The sequence below is a fragment of the Marinobacter sp. BW6 genome (assembly GCF_008107725.1).
Classification (GTDB): Bacteria; Pseudomonadota; Gammaproteobacteria; order Pseudomonadales; family Oleiphilaceae; genus Marinobacter.
Genome location: NZ_VIRN01000064.1, coordinates 473,467 through 491,979, shown reverse-complemented (window position 1 = coordinate 491,979; position 18,513 = coordinate 473,467). Strand labels below are relative to the sequence as shown.

The 18,513-nt window shown below is 56.0% G+C and carries 15 protein-coding genes; 6 read left to right on the top strand and 9 right to left on the bottom strand.

Annotation, left to right across the window (positions count from 1 at the left end):
* The first annotated feature begins 18 nt into the window (after positions 1–18).
* From FMN52_RS10815 to FMN52_RS10805, 3 genes are all read left to right on the top strand, one after another.
* A complete protein-coding gene (locus FMN52_RS10815; protein WP_148608633.1) occupies positions 19–828 on the top strand; it encodes a TatD family hydrolase in 810 nt (269 codons plus the stop codon).
* Entirely contained in the window at positions 825–2,033 is a 1,209-nt protein-coding gene (locus FMN52_RS10810) for an HD-GYP domain-containing protein (RefSeq protein WP_148608632.1), read from the top strand. The genes FMN52_RS10815 and FMN52_RS10810 overlap by 4 nt, the downstream gene beginning before the upstream one ends.
* Before the next feature lie 73 nt (positions 2,034–2,106).
* On the top strand, positions 2,107–3,726 hold the full coding sequence (locus tag FMN52_RS10805) for a Na/Pi symporter (protein ID WP_148608631.1): 1,620 nt from the start codon (positions 2,107–2,109) through the stop codon (positions 3,724–3,726).
* Here the strand turns inward: FMN52_RS10805 and FMN52_RS10800 are convergent.
* The 8 genes from FMN52_RS10800 to FMN52_RS10765 form a co-directional block, all read right to left on the bottom strand.
* Positions 3,696–5,975, bottom strand: a complete 2,280-nt coding sequence (locus tag FMN52_RS10800; RefSeq protein ID WP_148608630.1) for a diguanylate cyclase — start codon at positions 5,973–5,975, stop codon at positions 3,696–3,698. The genes FMN52_RS10805 and FMN52_RS10800 overlap by 31 nt on opposite strands.
* Complete coding sequence (locus tag FMN52_RS10795; RefSeq protein ID WP_148608629.1) at positions 5,972–6,931, bottom strand: ABC transporter substrate-binding protein; 960 nt, start codon at positions 6,929–6,931, stop codon at positions 5,972–5,974. The genes FMN52_RS10800 and FMN52_RS10795 overlap by 4 nt, the downstream gene beginning before the upstream one ends.
* Before the next feature lie 102 nt (positions 6,932–7,033).
* A complete protein-coding gene (locus FMN52_RS10790; protein WP_148608628.1) occupies positions 7,034–7,942 on the bottom strand; it encodes a lysine exporter LysO family protein in 909 nt (302 codons plus the stop codon).
* 30 nt (positions 7,943–7,972) lie between these two features.
* Positions 7,973–8,341, bottom strand: coding sequence for a hypothetical protein (locus tag FMN52_RS10785; RefSeq protein ID WP_148608627.1), 369 nt, complete (start codon positions 8,339–8,341; stop codon positions 7,973–7,975).
* 12 nt (positions 8,342–8,353) lie between these two features.
* Complete coding sequence (locus tag FMN52_RS10780) at positions 8,354–8,674, bottom strand: DUF2288 domain-containing protein (protein ID WP_148608626.1); 321 nt, start codon at positions 8,672–8,674, stop codon at positions 8,354–8,356.
* Positions 8,675–8,768: 94 nt separating this feature from the next.
* Positions 8,769–9,170, bottom strand: coding sequence for a response regulator (locus FMN52_RS10775; protein ID WP_148608625.1), 402 nt, complete (start codon positions 9,168–9,170; stop codon positions 8,769–8,771).
* A 3-nt stretch (positions 9,171–9,173) separates the two neighbouring features.
* The gene (locus tag FMN52_RS10770) at positions 9,174–10,304 is read right to left on the bottom strand and encodes a response regulator (RefSeq protein WP_148608624.1); all 1,131 of its coding nucleotides are present in this window, start codon (positions 10,302–10,304) and stop codon (positions 9,174–9,176) included.
* Between the two features lie 30 nt (positions 10,305–10,334).
* Positions 10,335–12,035, bottom strand: coding sequence for a diguanylate cyclase (locus FMN52_RS10765; RefSeq protein ID WP_148608623.1), 1,701 nt, complete (start codon positions 12,033–12,035; stop codon positions 10,335–10,337).
* A 109-nt stretch (positions 12,036–12,144) separates the two neighbouring features.
* Here FMN52_RS10765 and FMN52_RS10760 point away from each other — a divergent pair, with 109 nt between their 5' ends.
* The 3 genes from FMN52_RS10760 to FMN52_RS10750 all read left to right on the top strand — a co-directional run bounded on the left by FMN52_RS10760 (position 12,145) and on the right by FMN52_RS10750 (position 17,911).
* Complete coding sequence (locus tag FMN52_RS10760; protein ID WP_148608622.1) at positions 12,145–13,938, top strand: sensor histidine kinase; 1,794 nt, start codon at positions 12,145–12,147, stop codon at positions 13,936–13,938.
* Positions 13,925–15,985, top strand: a complete 2,061-nt coding sequence (locus tag FMN52_RS10755) for a GAF domain-containing protein (protein WP_148608621.1) — start codon at positions 13,925–13,927, stop codon at positions 15,983–15,985. Before FMN52_RS10760 ends, FMN52_RS10755 begins: the two co-directional genes overlap by 14 nt.
* Before the next feature lie 90 nt (positions 15,986–16,075).
* Complete coding sequence (locus FMN52_RS10750; RefSeq protein WP_240339465.1) at positions 16,076–17,911, top strand: ATP-binding protein; 1,836 nt, start codon at positions 16,076–16,078, stop codon at positions 17,909–17,911.
* A 58-nt stretch (positions 17,912–17,969) separates the two neighbouring features.
* Here FMN52_RS10750 and FMN52_RS10745 read toward each other — a convergent pair whose 3' ends face one another.
* Complete coding sequence (locus FMN52_RS10745; protein WP_148608619.1) at positions 17,970–18,509, bottom strand: ferritin-like domain-containing protein; 540 nt, start codon at positions 18,507–18,509, stop codon at positions 17,970–17,972.
* Positions 18,510–18,513 lie beyond the last annotated feature (4 nt).

The following is an 18,513-nucleotide window of genomic DNA, read 5'->3' as shown; positions in this document are numbered from 1 at the left end:
GGAGTGTAGTACCCGGCAATGAGTAAAAAACGTCGCGAGATTCCCGTATTCGATCATCCGATCATAGAGACCCACTGTCACCTGGATTACCTCAAGGACCGTCCGCTTGAAGAGACTCTGGAACAGGCCCAAGGGGTCAATATCGAGAAAGTGATCACCATTGCGGTGTCCCCGGATAACCTTGCCAGGGTACGAGAGCTCAGCCAGGTTGCCCCCTGGGTCTACGGTACCCAGGGAATCCATCCCCACGATGCTGAAAGCTATTCCGATGACGTAGAAGCCGAAATCCGCGCCCACGCCCGGGACGAGAAGATCGTTGCCGTGGGCGAAATCGGGCTGGATTATTTTTACGACAACGCTGACCGGGACGTACAGCGGGACGTGTTCCGGCGTCAGCTGCAGATCGCCTGTGACACAGACCGCCCCGTGGTTATCCATAGCCGTGAAGCCGACGAAGACACCATCGCCATTCTCGGTGAATTTGAAACCACTTTGAAACGCCGTGGCGTGATCCACAGCTTCACTTCCGGCCCGGGGCTCGCCCGGTATGCTTTGGATCACGGCTGGTGTCTGGGTTTCAACGGCATTACCACGTTCAACAAGGCCGAGAACGTTCGGGACATCGTGCGGATGGCACCCATCGACCAGATTCTCCTGGAAACCGACTCTCCGTTCCTGACCCCGGTTCCCTACCGCGGCAAGGAAAACGCACCGTTTTACCTGCCCTTTGTGGCCGAAAAAATCGCCGAGGTGAAAGAGCTTCCCCTTGATGAAGTAATCGCTAAAACCTACAACAACAGCTTGCGGACGTTTTTCCCGACTGAATGATCAAACGCGTTCCCATCTCCGCACTCAAGGTCGGGATGTACATAACCGACCTGAACAACGACTGGATTCCTCATAACACCCAGCGCAAGCGCGGTGTGATCAAAAAAGAGGAAACCATCGATAAAATCCGGCGCATGGGCGTGGCGTTTGTATACATCGACGCCTCGAAAGGTATCGATACCCAGGACGCCGAGACCGCCACCGAAGTCGATCGGCGCAATGAGTCGGCCCTTCAAAGGGCTGGCGAACTGACGCCGGGCCTGCGCCCCCATGTGCCACTCGCGGAAGAAATGGTGATCGCCCAGCAAGTCCACAGCCAGGCCCAGGGGCTGGTGGGCGAGTTCATGAACCACGCCAAGGTCGGCGGAGCTATCGACGTTGCGCCCATCCATCAATTGGCGGATGAACTCCAACATTCTGTGCTTCGCAATGCCAATGCCCTGAGCTGTCTGGGACGAATCCGGGAGAAAGACAATTATCTGCTGGAACACTCGGTCAACCTGAGTGTACTCATGTCCCTGTTTGGCAATTACCGCGGCCTTTCTTCTGATGTCCTGCACCAGACGATCGTCGGCGCACTGCTCCATGATCTTGGCAAGATCCTTACACCCGATGAGATACTGCACAAACCTGGTCGCCTGACGGCCGAAGAGTTCGAGGTGATGAAACTTCACGCTCGCCACTCACGGGACATCCTCGCCACCACCGAAGGCATTGGTGAGCTCACCGTCATCACGGCGGCCCAACACCATGAGCGCCTGGACGGCACGGGCTATCCGGAAGGCCTTAAGGGCGACGAGATCTCGGAATATGGTCGCATGGTGGCCATCAGCGACGTCTATGACGCGATCACCGCAGATCGGGTTTATCACAAGGGCATGACACCCACACAGGGCCTGAAGAAGCTCTTGGAGTGGAGCGGCAGTCATCTGGACCCCAGCCTGGTCAAACAGTTTATCCGGTGCCTGGGCCTCTATCCGGTGGGCTCTCTGGTACTTCTGGAAAGTGGACGACTTGGCGTGGTAATCGAAGCCAACGAGAGCGACCAGAGACTGCCGACTGTGCGGGTGATGTACCACACCAAATTCCGCATGCCGATCACAGTGGACACCATCGATCTCGCCAAACCGAGCACCCAGGATCGAATCCTCCGGGCGGTGGACCCGGATAAGTATAAAATCGATGTCCGGAAATTCCTCGCGTGAGTAACCGCCGCCCCGCTAGCCCCGGGCTCTGCTAAGCTCAGAGTAACCCCGTTTTCAGTCAATAAGTTCTGACATGACTGCAACTATCTTCCAGATTCTTGGTGGCCTGGCCCTGTTCCTGCTGGCCATGGAAATGATGACCAACGGCCTGAAAAGCGCCGCGGGGCACCAGTTGCGCCATATGCTCGGGCATTGGACCCGCACGCCCCTGCGTGGCTTCGGAGCCGGAGTGTTGATCACGGGGATCGTTCAATCCTCCAGCGCAGTGACGGTTGCCACCATCGGTTTTGTAAACGCCGGTTTGCTGAGCCTGAGTCATTCTCTGGGTGTGGTTTTCGGCGCAAATGTCGGCACTACCATGACCGGCTGGCTGGTCAGCCTGGTGGGTTTCGGATTCAAGATCGAAGCCTTTGCCATGCCACTGCTTGCGACGGGTGTTGCACTGAAACTGCTTGGCCGCGGGCAAAGAAATCAGTCTTTGGGGGAGGCCCTGGCAGGATTTGCCCTTTTCTTTCTCGGACTCTCAGTACTAAAGGACTCTCTCGGACAGCTGACCGTAGGCCTTGATGGCTCCGATGTTCTGGGCGAGGGGCTCGCGCTGCCGCTGTTCGTTCTGTTCGGGTTTCTGGCCACCGTTCTGACCCAATCCTCCAGCGCTGCACTGGCTATCATACTCAGTGCCGCAGCCAGTAATATACTGTCCCTGCAGGATGCCGCTGCTGCAGTAATCGGGGCCAACCTGGGAACCACATCCACGGCCGCTATCGCGGTACTCAAGGCAACCGCAAACGCCAGGCGCCTTGCTCTTGGTCACGTTATATTCAATCTGGTCACCGGTGCTATCGCTATACTGATTCTGCCGGTGATGCTTTGGATGGTGGCAGTCGTGACCGGCTGGCTGGAGTTGGACACTAACGCCGCCATGTCCCTGGCCATCTTCCACACCCTGTTCAATCTGCTTGGCGCTGCCATTATGCTGCCGCTGCTCAGGCCATTCGCTCGAATCCTCGGGCGGATGTTCCGAAGTAAGGAAGAGGATAACGCGGAGCCCCGTTATCTGGATGACACCCTGATCAATACCCCGGAGCTGGCCGTGGGCGCCGTTGACCAGGAAATGAAACGATTGATTGGTCTGACCCGTGGCCTGTTGAGGGTCTGTCTCGACCGGGAGGATCTGATGCCGGAGCAGATTCAGGCAAGGTCAGAAGCGGCGCTGAGCCTCAATAGCGCGGTCACCGAGTATATATCCCGGCTTCGGGCAGAAAAGATGCTACCTGTCACGGTAGATACCCTGACATTGTCCATTCGCACCTGTCGATATCTTACCGAAGCAACCAGCCTGGCGCCTGCACTCCTGAAATTTCGCCAATCCGGTAAACTGCCGCAACTGGCACCGTTAGCACGCGAAATTGAGACATATATCCAGTTGCTGCGCGAGCTGGTGTCGTCTGAGGAGCCACCAGCGCCGGAGACCTTGAACAGAACTGAGCAGATCTACCATCTGTTAAAATCCCGGATGCTCGCCATGATTGTTACCCGCGAGTTGCCGGCCCTTTTAGGGGAAAGGACCCTGGATGACCTGAGTTCGGTGCGGCGCCTCTGCGATCAGTGGTATAAGTCGCTGGACTGGGTACCCTCTACGGAACGACTGAACCGAGATGCTCAGCCGGTAGGTGCAGAAAACCGCACGTAACGGTTACGGCCCCGGTGCTTGGCCTGATACATGGCCTGGTCGGCCTGTCGCAGAAGCTGGTCACCGTCCAGATCTTCTGGCTGCGGGAACAGGGTGTAACCGATACTCGCCGACACTTCCAGGCTGTGGTCGGCTACCCAGACCGGTTCGGCCACGCGCGCCAGCATCCGCCCAAGCAGGCTTTCCAGAGCGGATTCCTCCTGAATATTAGTCACAATAGCCGCGAATTCATCACCCCCGATACGGGCCAGAGTGTCCTCTTCCCGGAGCTCCGAGCGCATTCGAGCGGCGATCGCCACCAGCAACTGGTCTCCTGCGTCATGGCCAAAAGCGTCATTAACTGGCTTGAACTTGTCAAGATCGATATAGACCACAGCTAACTGGCCATTCTGCCTGCGTGCCAGCGCCATGGCCTGGTGTAGTCGGTCAGCAAAGAGAACCCGATTCGGCATCCCCGTCAGGGAATCGTAATGGGCCATGATACGCAGTTTACGTTCCTGCTCCTTGAGCCGGCTGATATCACTGAAAATACCAACAAAATGAGAGACGTCACTGTGCTCACCAAGGACACTGCTGACGGTTACCGATAAGGTAATGGACATACCATCATAGCGTCTGCTGGCGAATTCCCCGGACCAGAAGCCCTGGGCTCGTGCACTGGCAAAAATGCCGCTGCCCTCATCCACCGGTAGTGGCGGTAAACGGCCGATAGCCTGGTTGCGTGGCCGGCCGGTAATCGCCAGATACGCATCGTTCACATCAATCACCATACCGTGATTATCAGTAATGAAAATGGCCTCGCGAGCATACTCGAACACGCTGGCAGCCAGGCGCTGGCGCTGTTCCGCGCGCTTTCTTCGGGTGATGTCGTATAGCGAGCAGAGGATGAACGCCTCCCGTTCGTCCTGGGTGTGGACAGGTGCCATGGTAAGTTCCACCCAGACTTCCGTACTGTCAGAGCGATTCAGAACCCACTCACATTGCTCCACTTGGCCACTGGAAACCCGCGTCAGCATATGCGTCAGTTTATGACGGGAGAATTGTCCATCTGGCTGGTACTCGGGAGAAAAAACAGAAAGATCCTTGCCGATCAACGACTCACTGGAGCGATACCGGAGCAGATCTACGGAAGCACGGTTGGTATCACTGAACCGACCATCCTGAATGATCAGGGCTGGCTGCGGCCAGCCCCGGATCAATTGGCGTAAACGACGCTGCTCCGCTGCGAGCTGGCGCTTGCTCCGGGCAAGCCACAAAGACGAGGTAAACAACAGCATAACCAGGACCAGAATGGTAAATACCCAGAGCCGATATTGGTGCAACGCATCGACCCAGGTTAATTGTGGCACCTGATCGTAGGGTGGCACCCGCAAAGTGCGGGCGAGGTGCTCAACGGCCTGGTAATCCGCAGGTGGCGAAAAGCCGGCAATGCCCACGGCCATCGCAACATCATCCTCGGGTTCGATGGCAAAAAGCGCCGAGGCGATCCTTCGCACAACCCGCTCGTTCACATGGGGAAGCGCCACCAGTGGCCATTCCGGGTATAGACGGGTTGAAACAACGTACGGGAACCCCGACAGCCTCTGACGATTCAGAACCTTCACCCGGGTAAACAGATCGGGGTCCGCCTGTGCCAGCTGTTCCAGGATGCTGGTACGGATGAAACCCACATCCGCATCACCTGACAGTACCGAACGAACGACTCGGTCGTGAGTTCCGAGGAAACGAATCAGGTTCACTCTCCGGATATCAATGCCGGCATCCAGAAGTTCCAGAACCTGAGTCTGGTACCCACCAAGAAAATGAACACCGGGTGAGGCAATAGTTTTGTCATGGAGGTCGGCAAGATGCTCAATGTCGTCGCGTCCGGCCCTGGTAAAAACAACACCGCCAAGACTTGCGGTCGACGATTCTCCGGAGCGCCTTACCAGCGTAGCCAGCACACCGGTCAAACTGCGTTCGCTGCGGATCAGCAGAAAATGACTGGGGTTGGTGAGGAAAATATCCAGCCGGTTGGCGGCAATCGCCCGGCTCATATTCTCCTGGTTGAGAACCTCCAGCCTGATAGTGATGCCGGTTTCCCGGGACAGGTAGTCGGTCAGGGGTTGGTAGCGTTCCTGGAGCACATGGTCTGGCCGATAGGCAAAGACGCCCAGGGTCAGCGTTTCATCAGCATTGGCTGCGGCAATCGCCAGTAACTCCGTGACGACCAGCAGACACAGACTGATAGCAAACCGGCGACCGTTCAAGGGACTCTCGCTGGCAAAAACGAGGGGTCTGACAGACTCTGGATGCCCGGATTCTGATCAATCATCCCTTCGGAAAGCATCAGACGGGAGAGTGACTTGGCCATAGCTTCGATGGGTCCGGCTGCGCTCAGGTAGCGTTGGTTTGCGGCCAGATCCGGCAGCATAACATTGGCTAACGCAGCCCGGACCTCATCCGGGCTGATGCGCTGACGGGTCGCAATTCTGTATACCGAATCGTGCATACTTCGCACCAGATGCTGCAGACCGGTAAAGTGCCCTATCACCAGATCGCGGACGGCGCGGGCATTCCTGTCTGCTGCTTCCCGAGTCACCGCCAGCACATCGAAAATGGTTTCCGGAATGTCACTGCTATCAAAAAGCCGAACGCCACCGGCGTTTTCGATTACCGAAGCTGTTGGCTCGTAGCATACCGAAGCATCCACTTCCCCCCGGGCCCAGGCCTCCGCATGCCGGCTTACCGGCAAATCCACCTTAACGACATCGTTCTGGCCAAGCCCCGCTACCTCAAGGATTTCCATCAGCATAATGCCTGAGACACCCTCCAGCTCCACCGCAATTCGCTGCCCCTTGAGGGCCGACAGCTCCGGGATCGATGGTTTGACCATGAGTACATCAGCACCCGCAGATACATCGGCGACAGCAACCACAACCAGCTCCAAACCTCTGGAACGGACCCGTATGACTTCATCCAGAGTCAGTGCCGCCCCATCAAGCGCTCCGGACAACAACCCTTCCATGGATTCTTTTGCAGATGTACCCGGTTTAAGGCCGACCGTAGGCGGCAGCCAGTTAAAATCGTCGGCGAGATAGAGCGGCTCGTAGCCAACCCAGGGGTGAATTCCGAATCTTAGAGGGCCGGAATCGCTGCAACCCGGCAATCCGGCGGCGGACAGTCCGGCTGCTATCGATAAACCAAGGAATTCACGGCGTTGCATCAGGCTCCGGACCGGGCTAAGACATTAACATTTGTCAATAGAGCTAGTTTACTGTTTCACATACTACCCGTAAAACCGCAACTTGCATTGCACCGCGTCAATTTAACCTAAAGACAGGAATACCCCCATCAGCACCGGCGACAGAAAAGACAGCAAGAAACCGGAGGCGATAGCCACCGGAACACAGGTCAGCCCGCCACTGCTGCGGATTACCGGTAGGGTGAAGTCCATGGCGGTAGCGCCGCCATAACCGATGGCCATTGCCGGTCGGTTGGCGATCAGCAGCGGAATAATGGCCAGCGCTACAATCTCCCTGAGCACATCATTCAGGAAAGCGACACCGCCCCAGGCTGGCCCGAGGGCCTCGCCAATCACAATGCCGGACAGCGAGTACCACCCAAACCCGGAAGCGACCGCCAGGGCGTCATGCCAGGGCAGCCCAAGCCAGGGTATCAATAAAGCCCCGGCCGCCAGGGAGCTGAGCGTCAGAGCCAGGGCAATACCCAGGCCCTGACGATTCATCAGTAGCTTGCGCAACGACAGGCCAGCATTACGCAACTGAAGCCCAATCAGGAACAACAGAAACATCAGAGCCCAGGTGGCCAATTGTTCCGCCATGGGCATGTCCGGCAAGAGATAGTACCCGGCCAGAAGGCCGGCGATGACCGCCACCAGGGGTTTCAGGCCGGCAAGGAACAGCCTTCGGTAACCCGGGTTGACACTGCCTTCCACCCGCTCAACCGACATTGGCTGCCAACGGTGAAACAGCCAGAGCCCGATCATGTTGGCAATAAACAGCACCAATACCAGCGCCAGCACCTGGCCAGCCATGCCGCCCAGCTGCGCCGCCAGCCCCTCCATCTGGCCAAGCCCGAGGCCGAGCAGCAACAGGATAAAGTAGACCAGGCCCTCTACCGTGTAATGGATCATGGTCATGGCCCAGCGATTCTTGAGGGCGATGGCAAACCCCAGGAACAGGGGAGCAAGAATGAGCAGGGCTCCGGTCAGCATGGTGTCCTCAAACAACAGAAGGGATGGATATCAGGTAAGGGGTTTGAACTGGTCGAGGTCGGATTCGGGGCTGGCTTGTTCCGCCTCAGGGGTTCCGATGGTGCGGGCAAGGCGCTGGGCAGAAACGGACCACACCACATAGTCACCGGGCTTTGGATCATAGCCTTTTCCCATCATCGTGCCGGCAACGCTTCTCAGAACCGATTCAGCGCGAGCCTGGGTTGGCCAGGGGCCCCGGCAGAACTGGCCATCAGGCCGCCCCCTATCAGGCCCCGCCAATGCCACCAGCCCCCAATGACCATCGCCAACAGGCCGGATATGCAGCTCAACCCGCTGGCCGTCATTCACCATCACAAGGTCCCGGAGCGGGCTACGGCCGTGGAAATAATGGAGCTTCATGGCGCTGGGCTGTCAGTGCAGAACATGACCTGACCTGTCCTGAACCAGAACCCAGGGCGCGATGACCACCGCCCAGAGCTCCGCATTGCGGTCATACCAGATTTGCGCGGTATCCGGCGCCACTTCGCCCACAAGGCCGTCGTTCATCCATTGTTCGAAACGTGTCTTGTTGTCCGCTGCCAACTGGGTGGCAACCTCAAGCAGATCCAACTCGGGAGCCACCCTGACCACCTGCCCGCGGGCAAAATAGGTCTGTAATTCCTGCCAGTGGATGCGGGAAGTCTCGAGATTCAGCTTGGCTTTCAGTTCGTCCCGGGACGGGGAGGATGACATAGCTACCTCATCAATCAAACATGGCTCGGGCCGGCCAGACTACCGGAAATTAGCCGTGTTCGCACCTTTCCAGAGCAGGCGAGGCACTCCTGTTCTAATCCCGGGCGTCCCGCAGAATCCGTGAAATCTGGTCCGAGAGGGTCATCGGATCGAACGGCTTCGGGATCACACCCAAGGCGCCCAATTCCCGGTATTCGCGAATTTCCGAGTTTTGCAGCCGTGCCGTCATAAAGATCACCGGGATTTCGGCCATCCCATCGAGCTCTCGCAAAGCTTTAAGGGTCGAGGGCCCGTCCATTCCCGGCATCATGACATCCAGTAGAATAAGCTCTGGCTCGAAGCTTGGCGCAGTCTCGACAGCGACCGCGCCGGACTCGCAGAGAGCGGCTTCAAAACCGCCAATTTCCTGGAGAGCGATTTCAGCAATTGCGCGAATGTCGGGATCATCTTCGACGTAAAGCACTCGGGTGATTTCACGGTCGCTAACAGCACTCATACATCAGTCCTTGATTAATTCTTCAGTGTCCATGCCCAGCCTTCTGAGAAGCCTTCGACACTCTTCAGCATCCTGCTTCCCGCCAGCCAGCAAGGCCGCCGCACGCATGGTAATTCTGTCTTCCCGCGTGCAGTCGTTTGGTAAATGGTGCACCGACCCTATCAATTCGCGCAGGCCCAGCGGTAAACGCCACTGCACTTTGAGTCGGTTGCCGTAAGGCTGGGCCCACTGTTTCAAAAGTTGCTCTGCCTCGTCAGCTTCCAGGGTCCCGCCCAAGCTCAGGTATTGGTTCAAAACCTTCAACACTGCCAGCTCTCCTAGCCGACTCAGCAAACCTGCCTTCTGAAGGATAACCGGGGGGGCTTTTAACCGGATTGCCAGCCGATGCGCCTCTTTGCCGACGTCTAAGGCTTCCTCGTGGTGTTTCTTTGCCAGATCGCGGAGCGCATCGTGCTTCAGCTTATTGGACACATCCAGGGACAGCGCCAGGGCCTGATTCAGGGCCAGAGCCACGCCCATTGACGATATCGCATCCCTGAGCGTTTCTACCGGTTTTCCCGTTCGTCGAAACGACGTGCTGTTAGCAACATCCATCAACCGTGCAATAAGACTGGCCTCTTCACGCCAGCGCTCAGCAAGCTGGGCAGGAGACAACTCTTCCTGGCGGTCCATTAGCTCGAGAACATCCGCCGGGTCCATATCGGAGGGTAACTGCACGACTTCTTCCAGAGAATTTTTCAACAATACCGAAACATCTTGCGGCGGCGCGTTCGAGGGCTTAAGCAGCTTTACCAGTCGTTCATGGAGTTGCTGGACATCAAACGGTTTGGTCATGTATCCATCAATGCCGAAATGCGCAGCCTGAAGCACGGAATCACGGTCAGAGCGGCCGGAAACCATCACGATGGGCACGTCCCGGTCGGTTTTCCGGATCTTTTTAACGAGATCAAGACCCGCCCCGTCTGGCAAGTTCCAGTCGGTGATAAACAGGTCAAAAGAGCTGCGACCAACCTGGACGACAGCCTCACCCAACGTGTCAGCGACCTTTACCACTGCACCGGGATACAATCCGGCAACGACGGTCTCGAGCAGCTCGGAAACCAGATCATCATCTTCCAGGATTAGCGCTTTCAAACGACCACCACTCACTGACAGCAAACACCCTTAATCCGGGCGATAAATGGTAACGCCATTGCGCCCCTCCCGCTTCCGATGGTAAAGCGCCTGGTCCGCTGCCTCCAGAGCGTCGTCTCCGTTGACGAAATCATTGATTTCCGAGACTCCCGCACTGAGGGTCACATGAAAAGCGCTGTCGCCAACAGAAAAGGCCAGTTCGGAAAAGCTCTCCCCAATTCCCTTAATGACAGCCATTGCAGCCTGCACCGAACAATCGGGAAGCACCACCGCGAACTCTTCACCACCGTAGCGACCAATGATATCGGTTTCTCTCAGGCGGTTCCGTAACAGATTTGCAAGCGCCCGTATCACAATATCGCCCTGTCGATGACCCCAGGTATCATTGACCTGTTTGAAGTGATCGAGATCAATCATGACAACGCTTGAAGCGTGCCCGAAGCGGCGGCACCGAGCCAGTTCTTTTTCCAGCTCCTGCTTGATCAGGGAATGCTTGAGCAGTCCTGTGAGACTGTCGCGATTCATCAGATCAGAGAGTTGTCGTGCCCGATAGCAACGGATGCGCACTGAACGAACCAGGTAGTCATCCGAAACAGGCTTGACAAGAAACTCGTCTGCCCCCTGGGACAGGGCCTCCAGTTGATTGTCTCGATCGTCCTCGGACGAAAGATAGATGATCGGCAGGCTTAGCCAGCGGGATTCAAAACGGATGAGCCGGGCGAGATTTACACCCGAGTAGGCACCAATCTGGACATCCATGAGTACGATGTCCGGCTGAAACGCGGAGAGCTCTGCCATCAGGCGGTCAGGCCTGGTCAGAGGTTCAGCCTCTATCCCCGCCGAGCGAAGGACCAGACAATAGTGTTCCGCCAGCTCAATGTCGTCCTCAACAATCAGAACGCGACCATTGACGCCAGAGCTTCGCTCAATAGCCAGAGACTCTATACGCTCTGCTAGTTCAGGCACGTTGATCGGCGCTGAAAAAAATGCCGACGCGCCAGCTTTTGCCACAAGGTAGTTGTTATCAAATGTGTCGTCATCGCCTATGGCGACCACCGGTAGCCGGCGACGCGAACCCTCTCCTCTCTGGCTGATAACCAGAGGCATGATTGTTGGTAAGATCGAATCCCGACAAAGAACGGATGCAGCACTGCCACTTTTAGACACAGCGGTTTTCAACGCTTTCTCGTCCCGTTCGTCCACGAATTGACAGATAAAACCGTACCGGGCCAATTCAGCCGAGAGAGAACCGACAGCTCCGCTGGCATCAGCATCAATAAGCAGTATACGAACCTGCATACCGTGGCTGCCATCAATTCGGTTCTCCGCGACCAACGTGGTTTGTTTCGCTGCCGGGTTTCCGGAACTCTCCGCCTTTACCTCAACAAGCTCAGCAAGAGTATCGATACCGTCGGCGAAATCTTCGGGCACCTCAATCGACTGGCGATGAACTTCAGGTGTGTCCCCCAACTGTTCGGCCTGGCTTTTGAGCTTTTTTTCGAGTAAGCGGGCTTCCTGCCCCAGCTTTGGGAGCCCAAAAGTACCTGCCGAGCCGGCCAGCCGATGCAGAGACTGATAACAGCGAATAAGGGCTTCTGCGGAAAGCGTGCCAGACCGGGTCTGTTCCGCATAGGTACTCAATTCCCGGATATCCTCACGTGCCCGTTTGAGAAATTTCTCCCTGAGGGCCTTCAGTTTCTGGGAAACTTCGTTATCTGACTGCGAAACCACTCACTATCTCCCGGCAATTACGGTTTGCCGCTCCGTTTAAATCCATTATTCTCGCTCTAATGAAATCATGTTATGGCCTGCAAGGCTATTACTACTCCAAGGAAGTGCTTTGAAAAGTCTGTCCCTCGGTACTCGCATTGCCCTGATTACCGTCCTCACCAGTGTTGTAACCGTTATAGTTCTGCTGGCAACCGCTTACAACGAGTTACTCGGGGATTTTGAGCGGGTTCTTACCCAGAAACAGCTTGTCGAAACCCAAAGTAGCGCCGACCAGGTCAATCGCTCTCTGGAGGCAAGATTGGTCGCTCTGCAGGCCTTTTCGACGACGCTCACCGATGGTGACAGCCTCGTTTCCCGGCAACAGATCAATAGCCTGCTTGGCCGTCAAACCACCCTGAACGACTACTTCCCGGAAGGCCTGACCATCATGGACGAAAATGCCGTCGCCATTGCGGAGAACATTTTCGTACCTGGGCGGATCGGTACATCCTACGCCGACAGGAGCCACTTCAAACGCGCTCTCACTGAAAGAAAGCCGGTTATCAGCAGCCCCATTATCGGCCGCCGCACCGGCCTGCCGCTGCTGTCATTTGTCGCACCCATCGAAAGTGACGATGGCGATCTACTGGGCTTTGCCGGCGGCATTATCAATCTTAAGGAATCCCAGCTCATTCCTTCCTCCGACAATCAAAACCAACAGGCGCTGTTCAAAGTTCTCGATACCGAACGTTTCATCCAGGTGGATTCACTTGCATCCAATGCCCCAATGCCAGAATTGCCGGCACCGGGTGAAAACCTGATCATCGATGCAGCGCTGTCGGGTGTCACTTCGGGGGTGGTCACCGACCGGGATGGCCAGAGATGGATCTACGCAACAGAACACCTGAGCCGGATAGGATGGATGTTCCTTCGTGCGTTTCCTTACGAACTGGCAACTGAGCCGGCATGGGCATCGTTCCAAAAATTTCTGGCAATCAGCGTCTTCGCTACCCTGTTTCTGGCCGTCGCCGCTTTGGCGCTTACCCGCGCAACAACCCGGCCCTTGCAGCTCATGTCCGAGAAAATCCGTGCAATGTCCGGGGACGGCGCTGTCTCAAGCCGTGTCTCTGAGTCCGGGCCGTCTGAAGTCCGCAACCTTGCAGTGGCATTTAACACCCTCATGGAAGAGCGGGAAGGACTGGACCGGCTGAAGGACGAGTTTGTCTCGACCGTCAGCCATGAACTGCGAACACCGCTCACCTCTGTCAACGGCTCGCTCAAGCTGCTCCGCTCCGGTGCAGCTGGTGAATTACCGCCCAAAGCTAACGCCATGGTGGATGTCGCCTACCGCAACAGCGAACAACTCCAGCACCTGATTTCAGATCTGCTTGATTTCAACAAGTCGGTGGCAGGTCAGATGCCGGTCTTTCCGGAGACGGTCAACCTGCAAAAAGCCATCCGTCAGGCCTGCGAGGGTATTGAAAGCATGGCAAATCATTATCGGGTTCACCTGGAGCAGAATCTATCAAAAGATCAAACGGTTATTGCTGATCCGGCTCGACTTCGACAAATCCTCGACAACTTCATTAGCAATGCCATCAAATTCTCTCCGGCGGGGGGCACCTTAAAAATCTGGTCGAGCCCGGCCCCCCACAATCAGGTAAGAATCACGGTAGCAGATGAAGGCGATGGTGTGCCCGCGACCTTTGTTGACCGGCTCTTCCAGCGTTTCGCCCAGGCAGAATCCGGAACCGACCGTGCCAGGGCAGGAACCGGTCTCGGCCTCGCCATCACCCGGGAGCTGGCGAGATTGATGGGAGGTGAGGTCGGGTACTATCACGAGAATGGAGCGCATTTCTGGGTGGAATTGCCCGCGCCAAAGTCCCGAAGCGAAACCTTTGGAGACAACCATGAAAACGCCTGATCTCCCGCCAGATGAATCCCACCGCCTGTCTGCCCTGGATGAACTGGCACTTTTAGACACAGCGCCCGAGGAACGCTTCGACCGTTTGACCCGACTGGCCGCCCGGTCACTCAGCGTTCCCATTGCATTGGTATCACTGGTCGACAGTAATCGGCAGTGGTTCAAATCCCGTCATGGGCTGGATGCCCCGGAGACTGCACGGGATATCTCATTCTGTGGTCATGCCATTCTGCGGGAAGAGACTCTGGTGATCGAAAACGCCCTTAACGATGAACGGTTCCACGACAACCCTCTGGTGACTGGAGACCCCAGCATACGGTTTTACGCAGGCGCCCCGCTGCACGACCGTCATGGTCACAGGGTCGGTACTTTATGCATTATCGATCGCAAGCCACGCTCCCTCACAGAAGAGGATCAAGCAACCCTCCGTGATCTGGCAGATCTTGTCGAACGGGAGTTCGCTATCGGTGAAATCCGGGACCACCACGATGAACGCAATCGTGCCCTCAACATCCTGACCGAAATCGCCATGGATTTCGACGGCGAAACAGATGAACGGGCCGCAAAAGCCCTGGAGATCGCCTGCGACTACCTTGGTATGGAGACTGGCATCGTCAGCCGGGTAACCGAACACGTCTACACCATTCACTGGAATTTCACCCACCAGGCTGAACCAATCGCCAATGGCACCAATCTGCCACTCGACCAGACTTACTGTGCCCTACTTCTGGATTCGAGCGAGAAGGTGGTAGCCATTGAACATATGGCAAACTCCAATTTCAGCAACCATGCGTGCTATGGGGTTTTCGGGCTTGAAGCCTATATAGCAGCGCCTATCTGGGTTGATGGGGAAATCTTTGGAACCGTTAATTTCTCGTCACGGGCTCAACGCACCCATAAATTCAGTGCCACAGAGAAAATGTTCGTAACGCTTTTTGCAGACTGGGTAGCCGATACGCTCTACCGCATTCAGCAAACCGAAACCCTCAACAAACTGGTAACCCAGGCTCCTGGCATGCTTTACCAATACCGGCTATGGCCGGACGGAAGGAGCAGTTTCCCGTACACCAGTCCTGGTATTCAGAGCATTTACGGCATTGATTCTGAGGAAGCAGCGATAGATGCAACCAAGGCAATTAATCGCGTACATCCGGAAGACCTTCCTGGCGTACTTACTTCCATCCAGAAGTCTTCGGAGTCTCTCGAGGAGTGGCGGCACCAATACAGGGTTAGTCTTGATACCGGCGGCTGGAGCTGGGTTGAAGGGCTTGCTCAACCCGAGGCCCTGCCCGACGGCAGCACGCTTTGGCATGGCTACATCACCAATATCGATGAACGCCGAAAAATCGAAGAGATGAAAAACCAGTTCATCTCTACCGTCAGCCATGAACTTCGAACACCACTCACCTCGATCTCTGGTTCCCTGGAGCTGATTCTTGGCGGCGCAACCGGCCCTATCAGGGAAAAAACCGAGCAGATGCTTGATATTGCCCGACGCAACAGTAAGCAACTCCGCCATCTGATCGATGATCTGCTCGATATTGAAAAGCTGGTCAGCGGCAATGTTACCTTCGAGGTCTCGGTCCAGAAGCTCGACCTTGCAGCTGTGGCCGCCGTTGAAGAAATAGAGCCCATGGCAGATAAACGCGATGTTGAGATCAGACTGAGTATCATCACACCAGACCTTTACGCTCGCTGTGACAGCAGAAAACTCACACAGGCCATGACGAACCTGCTTTCAAATGCCATCAAGTTCTCTCCGAAAGCAGGTGTCGTTGATGTCTGCCTTCGTCAGGCTGGTACTCGGGCAAGACTGGAGGTAACTGATCAGGGACCGGGCGTTCCCAACGCCTTTCGGGATCGGATCTTCCAGAAATTCGCGCAGGCAAATTCATCTTCTTCTCGGTCCAAGGAAGGGACAGGTCTGGGGCTGGCTATCACAAAAGAAATTATGTCTCAGATGGGCGGCGAGGTTGGATTCGAGTCCCATGAAGGCAAAGGCTCAACTTTCTGGCTTGAGCTGGAACTGGCACAGGCGCCCTTATAAGTGGCCATACCAACTAGAGACCGAGCGTTTTTCTTACTTATCTGGTCTGCACGCGCCGTCGTCCTGGCGTTACTACTCCTGGTCGCCATCGTGCTTGACAACGCCGGTACAGAAAGCCACCGAGCCGATGTACGCCAGGAATGGCAGACCCGACTCAACGACTTGAGCCTGAAGCTCCAAGGCACCATTCTTCAGAACGTCCAGACCGTCTGGGGACTTGCCGCCAATGTGGCGGTTCAGCCAAATATCACGGAGACCAGATTCCAACAGCTTGCTTCCGTCATTTTCGAGCTAGCGCCACAGCTTCGTAACATTGGGCTCGCTCCTGACCTTACCATTCGCAACATCTATCCTCTGGCTGGTAATGAGGCCGCCATCGGCCTCGATCTGACCCGGCAAAGCATCTCCCCGGCACAGGTTCAGATGTTGCAGACATCGGGACGAGCCCTTTTTAGCGGTCCCATCAATCTGGTTCAAGGCGGCCAGGGCATGGCTGCTCGCGTTCCGATTTTCGAAAAAGACTCTGGCCGATTTTGGGGCGTTATTTCCGTGATTCTTGATCTTAATCGCCTGTATAACGCGATCGAGTTGCGGTCATTTATGGGAAACGGCCAGCTCGCACTGTTCAGAACCGACGCCACAGAGACCCAAGCCGAACCTTTTTTTGGCGATGTCACAGTTGAATGGCGAGAACCGGTAAAAGCAGAGCTCGATATGTCCGGGGTTAGCTGGACGCTGCGCGCACAACCTGAACAGGGGTGGCCAAATCAGCCCGAGTCACCAATGCTGGTTCGATCTATTCTCGGCTTATTGGTGGCACTGATATTCGCAGTCACCTTCTGGCTGACCAGTCTTCTGCTGCGCGATCATCAGATGCAACGTCGCTTCTGGGGGCTATTTGAACTGGCGCCGTTCGGCATCGGACTGTACGACTCCCACAACAACAGACTCTTGCGTGCTAACAACAGTTTCAAAAATATCTTCGGAAACAAGGCCGATGATCTGAATTTCTTTAACAACCATTACGACCCGGCAGGCCGAGAATGCCCCTCCGTCCGGGATATTGTTGGCGATCTCCAGAGAGACCTGAGTTTTCGCGGGTTGGAGGGGTACTACCCGGGAACAAACGATCAGTTGACCCCGATCCTCCTTCAAGGCCTCACACTGGACACCGAACATGGTGAACCTGTTATCTGGTTGATTGCAGGGGATATGTCAGAGCAAAAGAAGGCAGACCGTGTAAAAAACGAGTTCATTTCCATTGTCAGTCATGAATTGCGAACGCCTCTTACGTCTATTGCGGGCTCCCTGGGATTACTCTCGAACAACGCCGTTGGCGAGCTCCCGCCAAAGGCATCCAGGCTCGCCCAGATTGCCTACCGAAATACCCAGCATCTGGCCGCTCTGATCAACGACCTGCTTGATGTCGAAAAACTGATGGCCGGAAAAATGGTTTTCCAGATGTCTGACTGCCACGTGGCAGAGCTCGTGCGGGAATGTGTGGAAGGGATCGAGAGCTTTTCACTGGAAAAGGGAGTCACGTTGAAAACGGAGTGCCTGCATAATGACATAGTACGGGCGGACCACGGTCGTCTTTGCCAGGCTCTCAACAACCTGCTATCCAATGCCATCAAGTTCTCGTTCGACAACTCTGAGGTGACAGTTTTTACTGAGAAATCAAACGGCGCGATCCAAATTTACGTCTGCAATCAGGGCCGGGGAATCCCCTCTGAGTTCAAGGACAGGATTTTTCAGAAATTTTCACAAGCAGACGCCCCGGATCGAAACTCAAGGGCTGGCACAGGTTTGGGGCTGGCCATCACTCGCGAGCTGATGCATGGAATGGCCGGGGAAGTCGATTTCAACTCTGAAGAAGGCGAAGGCGCCTGCTTCTGGTTGAGCTTGCCACTGGCAGACCAGACTTAATCTCAGGCATCTGGCCGCCAGTGAACCAGGTTTTCTACTTAGCCCCTATAATCGGGGATTAGCCATCCAAGCCTTCCAGCAGACCGGCCATATCGTCGGCGTGTTCCTCTTCCTGAGCCAGGATTTCCTCAATAATCCGCCGGGAAGTAGGGTCCTGGTCTCCGAGGTAGCGGGCAATCTCGCGGTAGCTGTCAATCGCGATCCGCTCCGCCACCAGGTCCTCGACCACCATGTCCCGGAGGGTTTCGCCTTCGACAAACTCCGCATGTGATCTGGTCAGCAGGCCTTCCGGTGAAAAGTTGGGCTTGCCACCCAGCTGCACAATACGCTCGGCCAGCCAGTCCGCATGCTGCTGCTCCTGGTCCGCGTGCTCCAGGAACTCCTGGGCAGCAACATTGGCGTTGATCCCATCGGCACGGAAATAATGGCTCTTGTAACGCAGGGTGCAGACGATTTCGGTCGCCAGCGCTTCGTTAAGAATCTTCACCACATTATCGCGGTTGGCACCATAGCCCTCGGTCAGAGCCCCTTCTTCAATATGTTTGCGGGCCCTTTCGCGAAGGGTTTTGACGTCTGTCAGAAACGGTTGATCGGTCATAATC